Consider the following 16,962-nt stretch of genomic DNA (forward strand, 5'->3'; position numbering starts at 1 on the left):
CGGTTTCTACATCGAGGCCGCGATATCGCGGCCCCTTGCACGAAATGGTTAAACGGTGAAGGCGTCCTGCAGCAGTTTTTCCTGCTGTTCGGCATGCATGGAGGCGTAACCGACCGCCGGCGCCGCTGAAGCATCACGACCCGCGTACTGAAGGAACAGTTCCTTCTTGTGTGCGGTGGCCACACGGCGCATGTGATGCTGGCTGCAGTACCAGGCACCCTGGTTCATCGGCTCTTCCTGGCACCAGACGATGTGCTTGAGATTCTGGTAAGGCGAGAGCGCCTCGGCCAGATCCTCTTCCGGGAACGGATACAGCTGCTCGATACGCACGATGGCGATATCTTCGCGGCCTTCGGCACGACGCTTGTCCAGCAGGTCATAGTAGACCTTGCCGCTACACATGATTACACGCTCGACCTTCGCCGGATCGATCGCGTCGACTTCCGGGATAACGGTCTGGAAGGAACCCTGGGTGAGCTCTTCCAGTGTCGAGGTCGCAAGCTTATGACGCAGCAGCGACTTGGGTGTCAGCGCAACCAGCGGCTTGCGCAGCGGGCGAATCGCCTGGCGACGCAGCATGTGGTAGACCTGCGCCGGAGTCGTCGGCACGCAAACCTGGATATTGTGCTCGGCGCACAGCTGCAGGTAACGCTCCAGACGAGCGGACGAGTGTTCCGGGCCCTGCCCCTCATAGCCATGTGGCAACAGCATGGTCAGGCCACACAGGCGACCCCACTTGTGCTCACCGCTCGTGATGAACTGGTCGATCACTACCTGGGCGCCGTTGGCGAAGTCGCCGAATTGCGCTTCCCACACGACAAGCGCATTGGGCATGGTGGTGGCGTAACCGTACTCGAAGGCCAGAACCGCTTCCTCGGAGAGGAACGAGTCGTACAGATCGAAACGCGGCTGACCTTCATAGAGGTGCTGCAGCGGAACGTAGGTGCTGCCATCCTTCTGGTTATGCAGCGCAGCATGGCGATGCGAGAAGGTGCCGCGGCCGACGTCCTGACCGGAGATACGTACCGGATGACCTTCGAACAGCAGCGTGGCGTACGCCATGACTTCCGCGTAGCCCCAGTTGATGGCCAGCGCGCCTGCGCCCATCTTCTGGCGATCTTCGAGGATCTTCGAGACCTGACGCTGCACCACGAAGCCTTCCGGCGTCTGCAGCAGCTTGTTGGATAGATCCTGCAAGGTTTTCAGATCGAAGCTGGTGTCATGACGTGCAGTCCAGGCATGGCCCAGATACGGACGCCAGTCGACGAAGAGCTCCTTGTTCGGCTCCTTGACCAGGCTCTTGACTACGTGCAGCCCATTGTCGAGTGCCGTGCGGTACTCATCGATCTTGGCCTGAACACGCTCGTCGTCCAGCACTTTGGACTGGATCAGCGAATCGGCATACAGCTCACGAGTGGTGCGCTGCTTGGCGATCTTCTGATACATCAGCGGCTGGGTGCCGCTCGGCTCGTCCGCTTCGTTGTGACCACGACGGCGGTAGCAGATCAGGTCGATGACGATGTCGCGCTTGAACTGCATCCGATAGTCGATAGCGAGCTGGGTGACGAACAGCACCGCCTCGGGATCGTCTGCGTTCACATGGAAGATCGGCGCCTGGATCATCTTCGCCACATCGGTCGCGTACTCGGTGGAACGAGCATCTTCCTGCTTGTTGGTGGTGAAGCCGACCTGGTTGTTGACCACGATACGAATGGTGCCACCCGTACGATAGGCGCGTGTCTGCGACATCTGGAAGGTTTCCATCACCACGCCCTGACCGGCTACAGCAGCATCACCGTGGATGGTTACCGGAAGCACCTTGTCGCCGATAGGATCACAACGACGATCCTGACGAGCCCGCACCGAACCCTCGACTACCGGGGAAACGATTTCGAGGTGGGACGGGTTGAACGCCATGGCCAGGTGAATTTCGCCACCCGGGGTCATCACGTTGGAGGAGAAGCCCTGGTGATACTTGACGTCACCCGAACTTAGCCCCTCGACCTTCTTACCTTCGAACTCGTCGAAAAGGTCGCGCGGGTTCTTGCCGAAGGTATTGACCAGCACGTTCAGACGACCACGGTGGGCCATGCCGATGACGATTTCCTTGGTGCCGTACGAACCGGATCGCTGAATGATCTCATCAAGCAGTGGGATCAGGCTCTCGCCACCTTCGAGACCGAAACGCTTGGTGCCCGGATACTTGGTACCCAGGTACTTTTCCAGGCCTTCGGCGGCGGTCAGCCGCTCGAGCAGATGGCTCTTGATCTCCGGCGAGAAGTCCGGACGGCCACGCACGCTTTCCAGGCGCTGAACGAACCAGCTGCGCTGCTCGGAATCGACAATGTGCATGTACTCGGCGCCGATGGTGCGGCAATAGGTTTCTTGCAACGCCTGCAGGATTTCGCGCAGAGTGGCCTGGCCGTTGACCATCGCAAGATCAGCGGTGCGGAACACGGTGTCGAGGTCGGCGTCGGTCAGACCGTAGTTGTTGATCGCCAGATCGGCAGGAACGGTGCGCTGTTGCAGGCCAAGCGGATCGAGCTGTGCTGCCTGATGGCCGCGCACACGGTAGGCCTGGATCAGACGCAGGACTTCGATCTGCTTCTTTTCATGCTCACTGCTGACGCTGCCTGCGGACACAGGCTGAGCACGACGCTGGTTCTTGCCCAGCAGGACGAAGTGGTCGCGAATCGTCGAGTGCGATACATCGGCTGAAGTGCTGCCACCGGAGGGCAACTTCTGGAAGTAAGTGCGCCACTCTTCGGGCACAGCGTTGGGATCGTGCAGGTAGAGCTCATAAAGCTCTTCCACATAGGCAGCGTTACCACCGGATAGGTGGGCACTGTCCCACATGCGCTGCATTACGCTTTCTTGCATGTCTGGTCACCTTCGATAAGGAGACACCACCAGCGTGGAAACCGCAGCATGACTTCCCAAGTTCTGAAGCAGCGACTCAGGTAAAGCCACTACGGACCGCGCAGATAGTTCCCGGGCACAAGCCGGGTGCTCCTGCTGGTCATCAAATTTTCAGAGTGGAATCCCGGCTTTGTGAGCTGGGATTCCTACTAAAACTACGGCGCCGAGCTTCAACTTCGGCGCCGCAGGTGTAACGGGTAACGCACCGGCCATTCCAGGCTAGCGCATAACCTTTCGCGACCGGGGTGTCATCAGGTGCCGCTCTGCAGCAGCATGTTGCGTATGTGACCGATTGCCTTGGTAGGGTTCAATCCCTTCGGACAAACGTCAACGCAGTTCATGATACCGCGGCAGCGGAACACGCTGAACGGATCGTCCAAACCTGCCAGACGGTTCTCGGTTTCGGTGTCGCGGCTGTCGGCCAGGAAACGATAAGCCTGCAGCGACGCGGCCGGACCGAGGAACTTGTCCGGGTTCCACCAGAAGGACGGGCAGCTGGTCGAGCAGCAAGCGCACAGGATGCACTCGTACAGACCATCCAGCTTCTCGCGATCTTCCGGACTTTGCAGACGTTCGATAGCCGGTGGCGGCGTATCGTTCATCAGATACGGACGCACTTTCTCGTACTGCTTGTAGAAGATGCTCATATCGACGGCCAAGTCACGAATAACTGGCAGACCCGGCAGCGGACGCACGACCAGCTTATTGTTCTTGACCACCGCGGACAGCGGCGTAATGCAAGCCAGACCGTTCTTGCCGTTGATGTTCATCCCATCGGAGCCACACACGCCTTCGCGGCAGGAGCGACGATAAGAGAAACCCTGATCCTGTTCCTTGATCAGAGCCAAGACGTCCAGAACCATCAGATCCTTACCATCGGTATTGACCTGAAAATCCTGCATGAACGGCTTTTCGTCCTGATCGGGGTTGTAGCGATAAACACTCACTTGCAACATATCGTCGACCTCAATAAGTCCGAACCTTGGGCTCGAATGCCGGAACGGTCTTCGGAGCGAAGTTCACGGCACGCTTGGCAACGCGCTTGTCACCCGGGAAGTACAGGGTGTGGCACAGCCAATTCTCGTCATCACGCTCTTCGAAATCTTCGCGAGCATGTGCACCACGGGATTCCTTGCGGTTCTCCGCGGCAATTGCAGTAGCCTCGGCGACTTCCAGCAGGTTCTGCAGCTCGAGCGCTTCGATGCGCGCGGTGTTGAACGCCTGGCTCTTGTCCGAGATCTTGACATTGGCGATACGCTGGCGCAGATCCACCAGCTGAGCGATACCCTTCTGCATGTATTCGCCAGTACGGAACACACCGAAGTAGTTCTGCATGCAGTTCTGCAGCTCTTTGCGCAGCGGGGCGACGTCCTCACCAGTGGTGCGCTCGTTCAGACCGGCAAGACGGCTTAGGGCAACGTCCAGATCGGTTTCGCTGGCACCACGATGCTCGATACCCTCCTTCAGCGCTTTCTCCAGGTGCAGGCCCGCAGCGCGACCGAACACCACCAGATCGAGCAGCGAGTTGCCGCCCAGACGGTTGGCACCATGCACCGACACACAAGCCACTTCGCCTACGGCGAACAGGCCATCGATGATGGTGTCGTTACCGTTAGCATCCTGAGTGATGGCCTGACCATGAATGTTAGTGGCAATACCACCCATCATGTAGTGACAGGTCGGCACGACCGGTACCGGAGCAGTCACCGGGTCAACATGCGCAAAGGTCTTCGAGAGCTCACAAATACCCGGCAAACGGCTGTGCAGCACTTCTTCACCAAGGTGATCCAGCTTCAGCATGACGTGGTCGCCATCCGGCCCACAGCCATTGCCGGCCAGGATTTCCTTGACCATCGAGCGCGCAACGACGTCACGACCAGCCAGGTCCTTCGCGTTAGGAGCATAACGCTCCATGAAGCGCTCGCCGTGCTTGTTGATCAGGTAGCCACCTTCACCACGGCAACCTTCAGTTACCAGCACGCCTGCACCGGCAATACCGGTCGGGTGGAACTGCCACATCTCGATATCTTGAACCGGTACGCCGGCGCGAAGCGCCATGCCCACACCGTCACCGGTGTTGATCAGCGCGTTGGTAGTCGATGCATAGATGCGCCCAGCACCACCAGTTGCAAGAACAGTGGCCTTAGAACGGATGTAAACGGTCTCACCAGTCTCGATGCAGATGGCAATAACACCAACGACCGCGCCATCCTGATTCTTCACCAGATCGACCGCATACCACTCATTGAGAAATACGGTGTCATTCTTCAGGTTGCCCTGATAGAGCGTATGCAGCAGTGCGTGACCAGTACGGTCGGCAGCAGCGCAGGTGCGAGCAGCCTGGCCGCCCTTACCGAAGTCCTTGGACTGACCACCGAACGGACGCTGATAGATACGACCCTGCTCGGTACGGGAAAACGGCAGCCCCATGTGCTCGAGTTCGAACACGGCTTCCGGACCAACGGAACACATGTACTCGATAGCGTCCTGGTCACCGATGTAGTCGGAACCCTTGACGGTATCGTACATATGCCAGCGCCAGTCATCGTTCGGATCAGCCGAAGCGATGGCGCAGGTGATACCACCCTGAGCGGAAACGGTGTGCGAGCGAGTCGGGAAAACCTTGGTGACCACAGCAGTCTTGTGACCGGACTGAGACAACTGCAGCGCCGCGCGCATGCCGGCGCCACCACCACCAACGATGATGGCGTCAAAAGAAAGCGTACGAATGTTAGCCATGAATCAGATACCCCAAAGAATCTGCACGCCCCAGACGAAGAAGGTGAACATGGCAATGCCACACACCGCCTGGAACAGGAAACGAACGCCGGTAGCCCACTTACCGATCGCCATATTGGTCAGGTAGTCAGTGGAAATCGTCCACATACCAACCCACGCGTGCACACTCAGGGCAACCAGCGCCAACAGGCTGAAGATCCGCATCCAGTTGGCCGAAAACAGCTCATGCCACTGTGCGTACTCCAAGCCCGGATTCGCAATCAGGTATCCAAGCAGGAACAGAAAATAAGCCGCAAGAACCACTGCAGAAACGCGCTGTGCCATCCAGTCGTACAGACCCGAGCGCGAAAAGTTGGTGACATTGGTTACCATATCCACACTCCCGCCAGAACGATCAGCACCGCCGACACGGCGATTACGATTTTCGAGCCCAGCTTGCCGCCTTCCAGCGTCTCGCCATGCCCAGTGTCCATGATCAGGTGACGCACACCCGCCACCAGGTGATACAGCAGTGCGGACAGCAACGCCCAGCTCACCAGCTTGGCCAGGGGGCTGCTCAGATACGCACGAACATCCTCAAAGCCTTCTGGCGAAGACAACGAGGTATCGAGCGCAAGCAGCAACAAGGCGACACCGACGAACAGGATGACACCGGATACACGGTGGAGAATCGACGTGTAAGCAGTGATGGGGAGTTTTATTGTCCTAAGATCTAGGTTTACAGGTCGTTGGCTTTTCACGGCTTTTTTTCACACTTGAGAGCCCCAGAGCGCAGGGCAAAGTTGTTGGGAAGAGTACGCAGCAGTACCCGCTACCCACGAGTGACAACCTACAGAATACTGCCTGTAAGGCCCCTGCCGGTCGGTGTCCGAGTATAAACAGTTAGGTCACTAATGACAATGTGGTGAAGTGCCACTAAAGGCTGATAGCACCCCCTATATAAATGCCGTAAACAGTGCACCCAAGCTGTACGCATCCCCCTGCAGAGCCCTCTACGGCATGGGTTCACGCAAATTGACTTTGCGATTTATCACTCTATAGTGATGCGGGCCCTGCGTGGGGGGCCATGATGATTCCAAGCACAAAACAGGAGGCCATACATGGCTGACAAGAAAGCGCAGTTGATCATCGAGGGCGCTGCCCCCGTCGAACTGCCCGTTTTAACCGGCACCGTAGGGCCTGATGTAATAGACGTACGAAGCCTGACCTCCACGGGTCACTTCACCTTCGATCCCGGCTTCATGTCGACCGCCTCTTGCGAGTCCAAGATCACCTACATCGACGGCGACAAGGGCATCCTGCTGCACCGCGGCTATCCGATCGAGCAGCTGGCGGAAAAATCCGACTACCTGGAAACCTGCTACCTGCTGCTGAACGGGGAACTGCCGACCGCCGAACAGAAGGCACAGTTCGTCAGCACCGTGAAGAACCACACCATGGTTCACGAGCAGCTGAAATCCTTCCTTAATGGCTTCCGCCGTGACGCTCATCCCATGGCCATCATGTGCGGCGTTGTCGGCGCGCTCTCGGCCTTCTACCACGACTCTCTGGACATCAACGACCCGCACCATCGCGAGATTTCCGCGGTGCGCCTGGTCGCGAAGATGCCGACCATTGCTGCGATGGTCTACAAGTACTCGATCGGTCAGCCGCTGATGTATCCGCGCAACGATCTGAGCTACTCGGAAAACTTCCTGCACATGATGTTCAACACCCCGTGCGAGATCAAACCGATCAGCCCGGTGCTGGCCAAGGCAATGGATCGCATCTTCATCCTGCACGCCGACCATGAGCAGAACGCCTCGACCTCCACCGTACGCCTCGCCGGCTCCACCGGTGCCAACCCATTCGCCTGTATCGCCGCCGGTATCGCCGCCCTGTGGGGACCGGCACACGGTGGCGCGAACGAAGCCGTACTCACCATGCTGGACGAAATCGGCGACGTGTCGAACGTCGAGAAATTCCTGGCCAAGGCCAAGGACAAGAACGACCCGTTCAAGCTGATGGGCTTCGGCCATCGCGTTTACAAGAACTTCGATCCGCGCGCCAAGGTCATGAAGCAGACCTGCGACGAGGTTCTGGGCGAGCTGGGCATCAATGACCCGCAGCTGGATCTGGCCATGAAGCTGGAAGAGATTGCCCTCAACGATCCTTACTTCGCTGAGCGCAACCTGTACCCGAACGTGGACTTCTACTCGGGCATCATCCTCAAGGCCATCGGCATTCCGACCAGCATGTTCACCGTCATCTTCGCCCTGGCGCGCACTGTCGGCTGGATCTCTCACTGGAAAGAAATGATCGCCTCCGGCCAGAAGATCGGCCGCCCGCGTCAGCTGTACACCGGCCACACCAAGCGCGACCTGCCGCGCTAAGCGACAACCCCGCGCACGAAAAAGGCTGCCTTGGGGCAGCCTTTTTTGCTTTTCGCATGACCGTTAGCTAGTAGTGCACAGCTTCAAGCCGGAGCCGCCAGAACAACGGGACCGCTAAGCAGCAAACCCAAGACTATCGCTATGCCGTCGCCTGCTCCAGCCAGCCAAGCAGACGAATCGCGTCCGCCCTGCCTTCCCCACAACAAACAGCGTCAGCCGAGAAAGCCGAGCACACCGCCGGCCGCCGCGGGTCTCCAAACAGTGAACAAAGAAAATCAGCGGTCAACTGCACGCACCGCTCCCCCGCACGCTTGCCATGAGGCATGCCAGGTATCGAGGAGCTAATTGAGGGGGCGATACAGCAGGCACCGCAACCGGGGCGACAATCCATAAAACTGCCACTCAGTGAAAAAACGCGCGCGATGATAATCCGACAGAAGTGTGCGCACCAGATGGCCATTGCACGCAGCACCGCCTGGAAATACGCTAGCGCGTCAGTATTTCGAGCCCCACCCCATCATGCCTGTCTGGTTGCAAACCGCCGCCCTACTCTGCTGCTCCAACCTCTTCATGACCTTCGCCTGGTACGGCCACCTGAAGAGCCTGAACGGCAAACCCTGGCTAATAGCCGCAATGATCAGCTGGGGCATCGCCTTCTTCGAATACATGCTGATGGTGCCGGCTAACCGCATCGGCTATACCGAGCTATCGATCGGCCAGCTAAAGATCATGCAGGAGGTGATCACGCTGATGGTGTTCGTGCCCTTCAGCGTGCTGTACATGCAGCAGCCATTGAAGCTGGACTATCTATGGGCAGGGCTTTGCATGGTCGGAGCGGTCTACTTCATTTTTCGCAGCTAGCACTTCTGCCAGGTGACGCCAGGCCTGGCGCTTGGGCATACTGGCGACCCTTTTCCCGACCCTGCAAAGGAATCCAAATGTTCAAGGTCAATGAGTACTTCGATGGCACCGTCAAATCCATCGCCTTCGACATGACTGAAGGCCCGGCCACGATCGGCGTCATGGCGCCAGGTGAATACGAGTTCGGCACCGCCCAACTGGAAGTCATGCACGTAGTTGCCGGCAGCCTGGACGTGAAATTGCCGGGTAGCGATGCCTGGGAAACCTTCGCCAGCGGCAGCCAGTTCACCGTACCGGCGAACAGCAAATTTCAGCTGAAGGTGACGGTTGAAACCGCCTATTTGTGCGAGTATCGCTAAGCATTACAAGGCGCAAGGTGGAAAGACTCCAAGGACTTTCCACCACTGAGCTGCTTTCAGCTGAGTGTCTTATACGCTTGATCCGCCCGCCTCGACTGATTGAGCTGAGCCAACTCACCAGCAATTCGCTCACGCTCTGCTCTCGCTGCTTGTTGTAGATCCGCATACAAACTAGACAAGGCGCCAATCTCATCGCGGAGCGCTGAATCACCCCAAGGCTCCATCGCAACAATCTCTGCTACAAGCGCACGACAGCGAGGATCAAGCCCACTGACTGCACCCCAATCACGGCGAGACAGCGCGTCACTTAGCTCGACCTGAAGCTCCTTGAGAGAGCCGATAAGCGTCATAAAAAATACCTTGGTCTGGGTGACCCTAGGGCCCAGTTAAATGTTACGCGTACTGCGCAATTCCATCCCAGCCAGCCTTGACTTCCTGGAGCAAAGCCGCGACCTCTGTAAGCGCATCAGCATCATTGTTGCGGTTAGCCTCCGTTAGCCGCCTGATCATGTATTCATAGAGCCGGTCAAGATTGGCCGAAATCTCGCCGCCTACTTCATGATCAAGGGCCTCGCGCAAGCCACCAACGATGGAGATGCTCTTGCCGATAAGCTCGCCCTTTTCGGCCAAGCGGCCAAATTGGATGGCGCCCCTGGCCTGATATATGCGGTCTAGGCCGCCCTGCATGAGCATCTGTATCAAGCGATGGGGACTAGCCTCAGCAACCTGAGTCTGCACCCCAACACGTTGATACTGCTTCATTGCGGACATTGCGTTCATAATGGGCTCCAAGCGTTTAGCGATACTGTTCAAGTTATCGACAAACAATCAAAGAGCTTTAGCAGCTTTTTCCAACACTTAAAGCAAAGCCTTGACAGTCATCCGGTCAATCTTTCTGCGTAAACCCAGGCATGCTGTCAAAAAGCTGCGTGAGGCTATCGCTTGTGCGAGTAAGCTGGGCCACCAGGGTATCCATCGCATTGAACTGCTTATGTAAGCGCTCTTCCAGCGCCGCAATCCGCTTTGTTAATTCCGCTTTCTGCGTGTCGACCTTATCGATAGTCCCCTGTAATGCATCCGTTCTGGACTCCAATATTCCGCCAGCATCGGTATAGGGCTTCAACCGAGCACCTAAGCGGCTCGCTAATCCATTGTCCCCAGTAAAGTAGGCGGCGACCTCTTCGAAATTCGACGTAATCGCCTTGCTCACCTTGGCCGCATCCATCTCAAGAGTGCCGTCTTTCTTGGTAGTGATGCCCATGTCAGCCAAGGCTCGCATCGCGCCCTCCCCCTGAGGCGACACCAGCTCTGATCGAATAGAATTGATAAGCGAGCGAACAGAGCTATCACCCACCAAAGCCCCAGTCACGGGCGCATCGGTTTCGGTAACCGTGGTGACCTTCGTCTCGGTATTTATAAAGTTCATCAAGGTGTTATAGGCATCCACGAACTTTTTGACGTTGCCCTGCACTCCGGCCTCGTCGCGAGCAATCGTCACGCTACTGGTACCTTCAGACTTGAGCTCAAAACTGACACCACTGACCACATCATCGACACTGTTGCTCTCGCGGGTAACAGAAAGGCCATCGATTGTGAACTTCGCACTCTGCGCAACAGCAAGAGTCTTGGCCGAGCCCGGGCTAGCAATCTGGGCGTCATACGTGGCCTTGGCCTCGACATACTCCGGGTCTGTTTCTCCAGAGTAGTCAGCTAAATTAGGGGGGGCGCTATACGCTAATGCCCCGAGCGAAACGTTGCCTTCTGCAGGGTCGGCATCCGTCCCCACAACGGAAATGTCATTGCCATCCCCCGTCTTGCTGCTGCTCAACACGAGGCGAGAGCCCTGGTCATCGGTGATGATGGTTGCGCTGACGCCCGCGCTTGCGCCTGCCTTGTTTATGGCATCACGAACGCCCGCCAACGTGTTATTGGTCGAGTCGACGGTGATATCGAGCGCGGCCGAGCCGCCCACCTTGATGCTCAAGGTGCCGGCGTTCAGTTTGGTTTTATCATCAGCAGGCACAGCAGCCAGGGCGACCTTGCTGCTACTCGCCAGTTTTTCGACTTCCAGCTTATAGCTCCCCGCCACAGCGCTTTGGCTGGCCTTAGCGGTTACCACATTGCTTTCAGAAGAGGACGCCTTACGCGCCAGGAATGAAGAGGGGCTATTGAGAGCAGACAACGCCGTTTGAAAATTGCTGATTGCACCTTTCAACTGCCCTAACGATGTCAGCTGGGTAGTCGTCTTGGCTTCCAGCCGCTTCAGCTGACTTTCCTTCGGCGCCTGCTCGGCTGATGAAATGGCCTTAACCATCGCATCGATATCCATACCGGATCCGATACCTGTGATACCTGCCATACGACACCTCGTCAAAAATATGCCTGAAAGCCAGGCTGAGCTGGCGACTCAGGAAGTCCATCCAATAATCGTGCCTTAGGCTTCAGCCTTGAACAGCAAACTACGCATGTCCTCAAGCCGCTCGGAAAGCCGTAAAAGATCCTCGGATGGTATTTGGCGTATTAGCTTGCCTGACTCGCCATCCATGACCTTCACAACAACCTGCCCGCTAGAATCATCCACGCTGAAATCGAGATTGCGCTGCAGGTCCTGGACGATGGACTTGAACCGCTCCACTGCCGAGGTTGCACTCTCAGAAGCGGAAACCGATTGTTCCTTAGCCTTAGCACCATCAGTCGGCGCAGTTTCACCGGAAGCGTTAGGGCTCAGCGACGGCATTTCGCGCCTAACTGTATTTGGCTGCGATAAAGAAGAGAGATTTACCGTTTCCATATCTAATACCTCACAACGCAAAAAGGAGGAAGGAGCCTAAACTCCCTCCCCCTGTTAGCCAGACGGCTTTCGCCTTACTGGAGCAGCGACAGTACAGACTGCGGCAGCTGCTTGGCCTGGGCCAGGATTGCAGTACCAGCCTGCTGCAGCACCTGATTCTTAGACAGGTTGGCGGTTTCTGCAGCGTAGTCGGTGTCCATGATCCGGCTACGGGCAGCCGAGGCATTTTCCGAAATGTTCTGCAGGTTGTTGATAGTGTTGTCGAAGCGGTTCTGCACAGCACCGAGGTCGGCACGCTGAGAATCGATGCCCGCGAGAGCGTTATCGATTACCGCAAGGGCACGCTGGGCACCATCGGCTGTGGAAATATCCACTTTATCAACCGAGTTTTTGGTGGCCGACGCGCTGCCAAAAAGCTGGTAGCTTCCCTCAACGGTAATTGCGCTACTTGTCTTCCCTGCAACCGTATTGGAGGCTCCGGCAGTGAGATCCAAAATACTTGCACCGGTCAAATCCACCCCGTCCTTGTCTTTGGGGGTCACTGTGAATGTCACGGTACCTGTCGTCGCAGGCGCACCAGCTGCGGTGTACTTGCTCATCGCCCCGAAGACAATATCTGAACCATCTTTAGAACTGATCTGCCCATCCGTCCCAAAACGAAGCAGATCTGATGCGTTGGGGTCATTTTTTAGAGCTGTTGCCAGCTCTCCGACAGTGGAAAACTTGTAGCCGGATGTATCGATTGCAACTCCACTAACCGTGATGCTAGCCAACGACACGCTTACTGCGTCAGTTGCGGGCACTGCGGGCCCAGAGGCGGTAATTGTTAGCGCGAGTGTCATGTCGTTAGTTTTCGCAGTCGCTGTCGTAGTCGCTGCTGAGATAGCGTAGCTCGTGGGCGAATTAAGCTGGAGCGAACCAACTATTGTCTCTTGACCCGCAGTACCGGCTGCGCTTTCACCAACAGAGGTAGACGCACCGAAATTACCTTCGGCATCCTGGACGCGAACCTTTAACGACACACCTGTCGCGTTGCTCGACCCGCCAAACGTGACATTCTCACCGGTACTTGATTCAACGGTGAGCACGCCTTTCTCGTCCACGTTCGCTTTCAGCCCCAGCTTCGAAGCATTTGAGTTGATCTGATCTGCGAGACTTTGGGTAGAGGTCACACCGACAAGATCTACCGATTTGGCATCAGATCCGCTACCTACCGTCAGCTTATAATCTGCCGACTGCCCCGCCGAGGCGGTCACTTCAGCCTGAAAGACAGTACGCGCCGTAGCGCTTAGTCCAGGAATAACACCATTTAACTTGGCCGCCAGGCTCTTGGCGCTATCACCAGCTTCAACTTTTACCTCTTCCGACTTACCACCGCCAACAATACTAAGATTAGAAGGAGTAAACGCCCCGCTGCCATCGCCACTCACAACACTACCGGTTACAGTCTTAATATCTGCCGCCGTAGCGACTGCGCCAAATGCGCGAGTTAGCTCCCCGTCGGCATTCACGCCTTTTGCTTTACTACCTACTTGATACGAACCGATGTCGCTTGCCGAGGCACTTTTAACAGTTACGTCAATGGTCTCATAAGCATTCGAACCAACCTGGAAGCTGGATGTACCAAACGAGCCATCCATCAGCTTACGACCGCCGAAAGTAGTGGTTTCCGCGATACGAGTCAGCTCACTTTGCAGCGCCGATACTTCCTTCTGTAGCGCAGCGCGATCGGAGTCGCTATTTGAGCCGTTGGCCGACTGGATCGACAGGTCACGCATACGCTGCAGGATGTTAGTTGACTGCTGCAATGCACCTTCAGCAGTCTGCGACAGGGAGATGCCGTCGTTGGCGTTACGAGTCGCCACATTCAAGCCGCTGATCTGGTTGGTCAGGCGGTTGGAGATCTGCAGGCCGGCGGCGTCGTCCTTCGCGCTGTTAATGCGGCTACCGGTGGACAGGCGCTGCATGGAGGTATTCAGGGCGTTGGACGTGTTGTTGATGTTGCGCTGGGTATTTAGCGACGGGATGTTGGTGTTGACTGTAAGAGCCATGATGAGCCTCCAAGGGCGCTAGTTACTATGGTTGCCTGAGCTTGCGACTCCGGGCCGGCTTGTGCCCAGGCACCCATTGAGTTCGCATTCGATTAGCTTATCGGCGCCGTTTGGGTTGGCTTTAGGGCAGATTCGAACTTTTTCGTGAGCCCGGTACCGCTCCAACGCTACGCCAGCGCATCCATACTGCGGACTTGCTTGACCAGCTTTTCGGGCGCAGGGGGGAAAACTTTAGGGGATGGCTAAGCCTGTTTCGCTGAATCGCGATCCAGGGAATCGATTTATTGCTGGTGAGCTTTGGACGGCGCTTTCGCAGCCGGCGCCTCTCCCGCAGGTTCGGTTGAGCATTACAGGAGTGGGGGCGGCGTCGGGGCTTCTAGAAAGGAACAGCTGCCGCGCTATGTATCTACCGAACCCAGCTGTGCGAGGCGCCCGAGGAACTGCGATTCGTCCAGTACCGTCACGCCGAGCTCATTGGCCTTACCGAGCTTCGAGCCCGCGCCGGGGCCTGCCACCACGCAGGTAGTTTTGGCGGATACGGACCCGGCGACCTTTGCTCCCAACGCCTCCAGCCGCGCCTTGCCTTCATCACGACTCATGGTTTCCAGCGTGCCGGTCAGTACCCAGGTCTGCCCGGCCAGCGGCAGGCCTTCGGCGGCTTTCCGCTCGCTTTCCCAATGCATGCCGAACTCCCGCAGCTGCGCTTCGATATCGCGGGCGCGCTCGGCGTTACCGGGTTTGTCGAAGTAGTCGCGCAGGGAGCGCGCGGCCTTTTCAGTGAGGCGCTCGACCTGACGCAGATCGAGCCAGTCGGCGGCGATGATTGCTTCGAGCGTGCCGAAACGCTCTGTCAGCCGCTGGGCACCGGTGCGGGCGATATGAGGAATGTTGAGCCGGTCGAGCAGATCGGGCAGTGTCGCGCAGGCGGCGAACTCCGGATGCACGTCGCCTTCCTCCTGCGGCTCGACGCCACGTTCACGCAGCAGCGCGATGACCGTGCGGTTGTGTTCATCCTCGAAGAAGCTATGGATTTCATGAGCGACTTCCAGACCGATGTCGGGCAGGTAGACGAGCACGTCCGGCAATGCCCGGCTGATTCGCTCCAGGGAACCCAGCGCGCGTGCCAGCAATTTGGCGGTTTCCTCACCGACGTCTGGTATGCCGAGGGCGTAGACGAACTTTGCGAGATTCGGTTTGCGACTAGCATCGATGGCGTTGATCAGGTTACGCGTGGAAATCTCGGCGAAACCTTCCAGGTCTATGACCTGCTCATGGGTCAGGCAGTAGAGATCCGCTGGCGATTTGACCAACCCCCGGTCGACCAGCTGCTCAACGATCTTGTCGCCCAGGCCGTCGATATCCATCGCTCGGCGCGATACGAAATGGATGATCGCCTGCTTAAGCTGAGCCTGGCACGCCAGACGGCCAACGCAACGGTAGATCGAGCCTTCGCTGACCGACTCACGGCCCTTGCTGCGCTTGATCAGCTGGGTACGCTCCACGGCGGAACCGCACACCGGGCACTGCTCCGGCACATGCACGGCGCGCGCGTCGGCCGGGCGGCGTTCGGCGATTACGCCGAGAATCTGCGGAATGACGTCACCGGCGCGGCGCACGATCACCGTATCGCCGATCATCACGCCCAGGCGCGCCACTTCGTCCATGTTGTGCAGCGTCGCGTTGGAAACCGTAACGCCCGCCACCTGCACCGGCTTCAGCCGTGCGACCGGGGTGATGGCGCCGGTACGGCCGACCTGGAATTCCACATCGAGCAGCTCGGTGATCTCTTCCCGCGCGGGAAATTTGTGGGCGATGGCCCAGCGCGGCTCGCGCGCACGGAAGCCCAGTTCACGCTGCTGAGCGACTGCGTTGACCTTGAACACCACACCGTCAATCTCATACGGCAGCGCGTCGCGCTTTTCACCGATGGCGTCGTAATAGGCGCGGCACTCGGCAACGCCCTTGGCCAGTTTCAGCTCACGGCTGATGGGCAGACCCCAGCCTTTCAAGGCCTGGAGAACGCCGATGTGCGTGTCAGGCAGTTCGCCGTCGCTGCGGCCGACGCCGTAGGCACAAAGTTCGAGCGGCCGGCTGGCAGTGATCTTCGAATCCAGCTGACGCAGGCTTCCAGCAGCGGCGTTGCGGGGATTGGCGAAGGGTTTGCCGCCGCTTTCCAGCTGCCGCGCATTGAGCGCTTCGAAGCCGGCCTTGGGCATGTAGATCTCGCCGCGCACCTCGAGTACCGCGGGCCAGCCACTGCCATGCAGCTTCAATGGAATGTTGCGCACGGTGCGCACGTTGGCGCTGATGTCCTCGCCCGTGCTGCCGTCGCCGCGTGTGGCGCCGCGCACCAGGTGCCCGTTCTCGTAGAGCAGGCTGACGGCCAGGCCGTCGAGCTTGGGCTCGCAGCTGTACTCGACCTGTACGCCATCGCCGAACAGGTCGCCGGCCGGCAAATCCAGCCCTTCGCGTACGCGACGGTCGAAGTCCAGCAGATCCTGTTCCTCGAATGCATTGCCGAGGCTGAGCATGGGCACTTCATGGCGCACCTGGCCGAACGCCGCCAGCGCCTCGCCACCGACGCGCTGAGTCGGCGACTCGGGCGTCACCAATTCAGGGTGCTCGGCTTCCAGCGCTCTCAACTCATTGAACAGACGGTCGTATTCGGCATCGGGAACGCTGGGTTCATCGAGGACGTAGTAGCGGTAGTTGTGGGCGTCGATTTCGCTGCGCAGTTCGGCGATGCGCTCGGCGGCGGTTTGGGCGGAAGGCATAAGGACGGAGCCGTGACTGGGGCTGTGCTGATTCAGACCGCATCAGCGCGCCTTGGTTGATATGGAAGGCGTCGGATTCTAGCCGAATGCGAGTCC

General features: G+C 58.0%; 15 protein-coding genes. 3 read left to right on the top strand and 12 right to left on the bottom strand.

The genetic code is table 11. The features are described 5' to 3' along the window. Positions 1-48: 48 nt before the first annotated feature. From IEG05_RS10890 to sdhC, 5 genes are all read right to left on the bottom strand, one after another. Positions 49-2,880, bottom strand: coding sequence for a 2-oxoglutarate dehydrogenase E1 component (locus IEG05_RS10890; protein WP_191122039.1), 2,832 nt, complete (start codon positions 2,878-2,880; stop codon positions 49-51). A gap of 290 nt (positions 2,881-3,170) precedes the next feature. Next, positions 3,171-3,875, bottom strand: coding sequence for a succinate dehydrogenase iron-sulfur subunit (locus IEG05_RS10895; protein WP_003302396.1), 705 nt, complete (start codon positions 3,873-3,875; stop codon positions 3,171-3,173). A 10-nt stretch (positions 3,876-3,885) separates the two neighbouring features. After that, positions 3,886-5,658 (bottom strand): succinate dehydrogenase flavoprotein subunit, encoded by a 1,773-nt coding sequence (gene sdhA, locus IEG05_RS10900; protein WP_014820478.1) that lies wholly within the window; start codon positions 5,656-5,658, stop codon positions 3,886-3,888. 3 nt (positions 5,659-5,661) lie between these two features. Beyond that, positions 5,662-6,030: a succinate dehydrogenase, hydrophobic membrane anchor protein gene (gene sdhD, locus IEG05_RS10905; RefSeq protein ID WP_015277279.1), complete on the bottom strand. Its 369-nt coding sequence runs from the start codon at positions 6,028-6,030 to the stop codon at positions 5,662-5,664. Continuing rightward, a complete protein-coding gene (sdhC, locus tag IEG05_RS10910; protein ID WP_014820480.1) occupies positions 6,024-6,398 on the bottom strand; it encodes a succinate dehydrogenase, cytochrome b556 subunit in 375 nt (124 codons plus the stop codon). Before sdhC ends, sdhD begins: the two co-directional genes overlap by 7 nt. A 360-nt stretch (positions 6,399-6,758) precedes the next feature. Between sdhC and gltA the strand changes: the two genes are divergently transcribed. Then, positions 6,759-8,030, top strand: coding sequence for a citrate synthase (gltA, locus tag IEG05_RS10915; protein WP_003294794.1), 1,272 nt, complete (start codon positions 6,759-6,761; stop codon positions 8,028-8,030). A 139-nt stretch (positions 8,031-8,169) separates the two neighbouring features. Here gltA and IEG05_RS23290 read toward each other — a convergent pair whose 3' ends face one another. After that, positions 8,170-8,421, bottom strand: coding sequence for a YkgJ family cysteine cluster protein (locus IEG05_RS23290; RefSeq protein WP_080950587.1), 252 nt, complete (start codon positions 8,419-8,421; stop codon positions 8,170-8,172). Positions 8,422-8,549: 128 nt separating this feature from the next. Between IEG05_RS23290 and IEG05_RS10920 the strand changes: the two genes are divergently transcribed. Continuing rightward, entirely contained in the window at positions 8,550-8,891 is a 342-nt protein-coding gene (locus tag IEG05_RS10920; RefSeq protein ID WP_046620156.1) for a DMT family protein, read from the top strand. 77 nt (positions 8,892-8,968) lie between these two features. Continuing rightward, positions 8,969-9,250 carry a pyrimidine/purine nucleoside phosphorylase gene (gene ppnP / locus IEG05_RS10925; protein WP_179484315.1) on the top strand — a complete coding sequence of 94 codons (282 nt, stop codon included), beginning with the start codon at positions 8,969-8,971 and terminating at the stop codon, positions 9,248-9,250. Positions 9,251-9,306: 56 nt separating this feature from the next. On the opposite strand, the gene fliT is transcribed toward ppnP, so the two are convergent. The 6 genes from fliT to ligA all read right to left on the bottom strand — a co-directional run bounded on the left by fliT (position 9,307) and on the right by ligA (position 16,866). Continuing rightward, on the bottom strand, positions 9,307-9,600 hold the full coding sequence (gene fliT, locus IEG05_RS23295) for a flagellar protein FliT (protein WP_224742789.1): 294 nt from the start codon (positions 9,598-9,600) through the stop codon (positions 9,307-9,309). A gap of 43 nt (positions 9,601-9,643) precedes the next feature. Next, positions 9,644-10,030: a flagellar export chaperone FliS gene (fliS, locus tag IEG05_RS10930; RefSeq protein ID WP_104097473.1), complete on the bottom strand. Its 387-nt coding sequence runs from the start codon at positions 10,028-10,030 to the stop codon at positions 9,644-9,646. A gap of 106 nt (positions 10,031-10,136) precedes the next feature. After that, complete coding sequence (gene fliD / locus IEG05_RS10935) at positions 10,137-11,579, bottom strand: flagellar filament capping protein FliD (protein ID WP_336509758.1); 1,443 nt, start codon at positions 11,577-11,579, stop codon at positions 10,137-10,139. Positions 11,580-11,684: 105 nt separating this feature from the next. Then, positions 11,685-12,041 (bottom strand): flagellar protein FlaG, encoded by a 357-nt coding sequence (locus IEG05_RS10940; protein WP_224742790.1) that lies wholly within the window; start codon positions 12,039-12,041, stop codon positions 11,685-11,687. 74 nt (positions 12,042-12,115) lie between these two features. Then, complete coding sequence (locus tag IEG05_RS23535; RefSeq protein ID WP_191122041.1) at positions 12,116-14,092, bottom strand: flagellin N-terminal helical domain-containing protein; 1,977 nt, start codon at positions 14,090-14,092, stop codon at positions 12,116-12,118. A 398-nt stretch (positions 14,093-14,490) separates the two neighbouring features. Then, positions 14,491-16,866, bottom strand: coding sequence for an NAD-dependent DNA ligase LigA (gene ligA / locus IEG05_RS10950; protein ID WP_191122042.1), 2,376 nt, complete (start codon positions 16,864-16,866; stop codon positions 14,491-14,493). Positions 16,867-16,962 lie beyond the last annotated feature (96 nt).

The sequence above is a fragment of the Stutzerimonas kunmingensis genome (assembly GCF_014764705.1).
Taxonomy (GTDB): Bacteria; Pseudomonadota; Gammaproteobacteria; order Pseudomonadales; family Pseudomonadaceae; genus Stutzerimonas.

Excerpts from the sequence above, each read along its gene's own strand:
- IEG05_RS10940 (WP_224742790.1), bottom strand. The coding sequence starts at position 12,041 with ATGGAAACGGTAAATCTCTCTTCTTTATCGCAGCCAAATACAGTTAGG.
- sdhA (WP_014820478.1), bottom strand. The coding sequence starts at position 5,658 with ATGGCTAACATTCGTACGCTTTCTTTTGACGCCATCATCGTTGGTGGT.
- fliD (WP_336509758.1), bottom strand. The coding sequence starts at position 11,579 with ATGGATATCGATGCGATGGTTAAGGCCATTTCATCAGCCGAGCAGGCG.
- IEG05_RS10895 (WP_003302396.1), bottom strand. The coding sequence starts at position 3,875 with ATGTTGCAAGTGAGTGTTTATCGCTACAACCCCGATCAGGACGAAAAG.
- IEG05_RS23290 (WP_080950587.1), bottom strand. The coding sequence starts at position 8,421 with ATGGATTGTCGCCCCGGTTGCGGTGCCTGCTGTATCGCCCCCTCAATT.
- sdhD (WP_015277279.1), bottom strand. The coding sequence starts at position 6,030 with ATGGTAACCAATGTCACCAACTTTTCGCGCTCGGGTCTGTACGACTGG.
- gltA (WP_003294794.1), top strand. The coding sequence starts at position 6,759 with ATGGCTGACAAGAAAGCGCAGTTGATCATCGAGGGCGCTGCCCCCGTC.
- IEG05_RS10920 (WP_046620156.1), top strand. The coding sequence starts at position 8,550 with ATGCCTGTCTGGTTGCAAACCGCCGCCCTACTCTGCTGCTCCAACCTC.
- ligA (WP_191122042.1), bottom strand. The coding sequence starts at position 16,866 with ATGCCTTCCGCCCAAACCGCCGCCGAGCGCATCGCCGAACTGCGCAGC.
- IEG05_RS23535 (WP_191122041.1), bottom strand. The coding sequence starts at position 14,092 with ATGGCTCTTACAGTCAACACCAACATCCCGTCGCTAAATACCCAGCGC.
- IEG05_RS10890 (WP_191122039.1), bottom strand. The coding sequence starts at position 2,880 with ATGCAAGAAAGCGTAATGCAGCGCATGTGGGACAGTGCCCACCTATCC.
- fliS (WP_104097473.1), bottom strand. The coding sequence starts at position 10,030 with ATGAACGCAATGTCCGCAATGAAGCAGTATCAACGTGTTGGGGTGCAG.
- fliT (WP_224742789.1), bottom strand. The coding sequence starts at position 9,600 with ATGACGCTTATCGGCTCTCTCAAGGAGCTTCAGGTCGAGCTAAGTGAC.
- ppnP (WP_179484315.1), top strand. The coding sequence starts at position 8,969 with ATGTTCAAGGTCAATGAGTACTTCGATGGCACCGTCAAATCCATCGCC.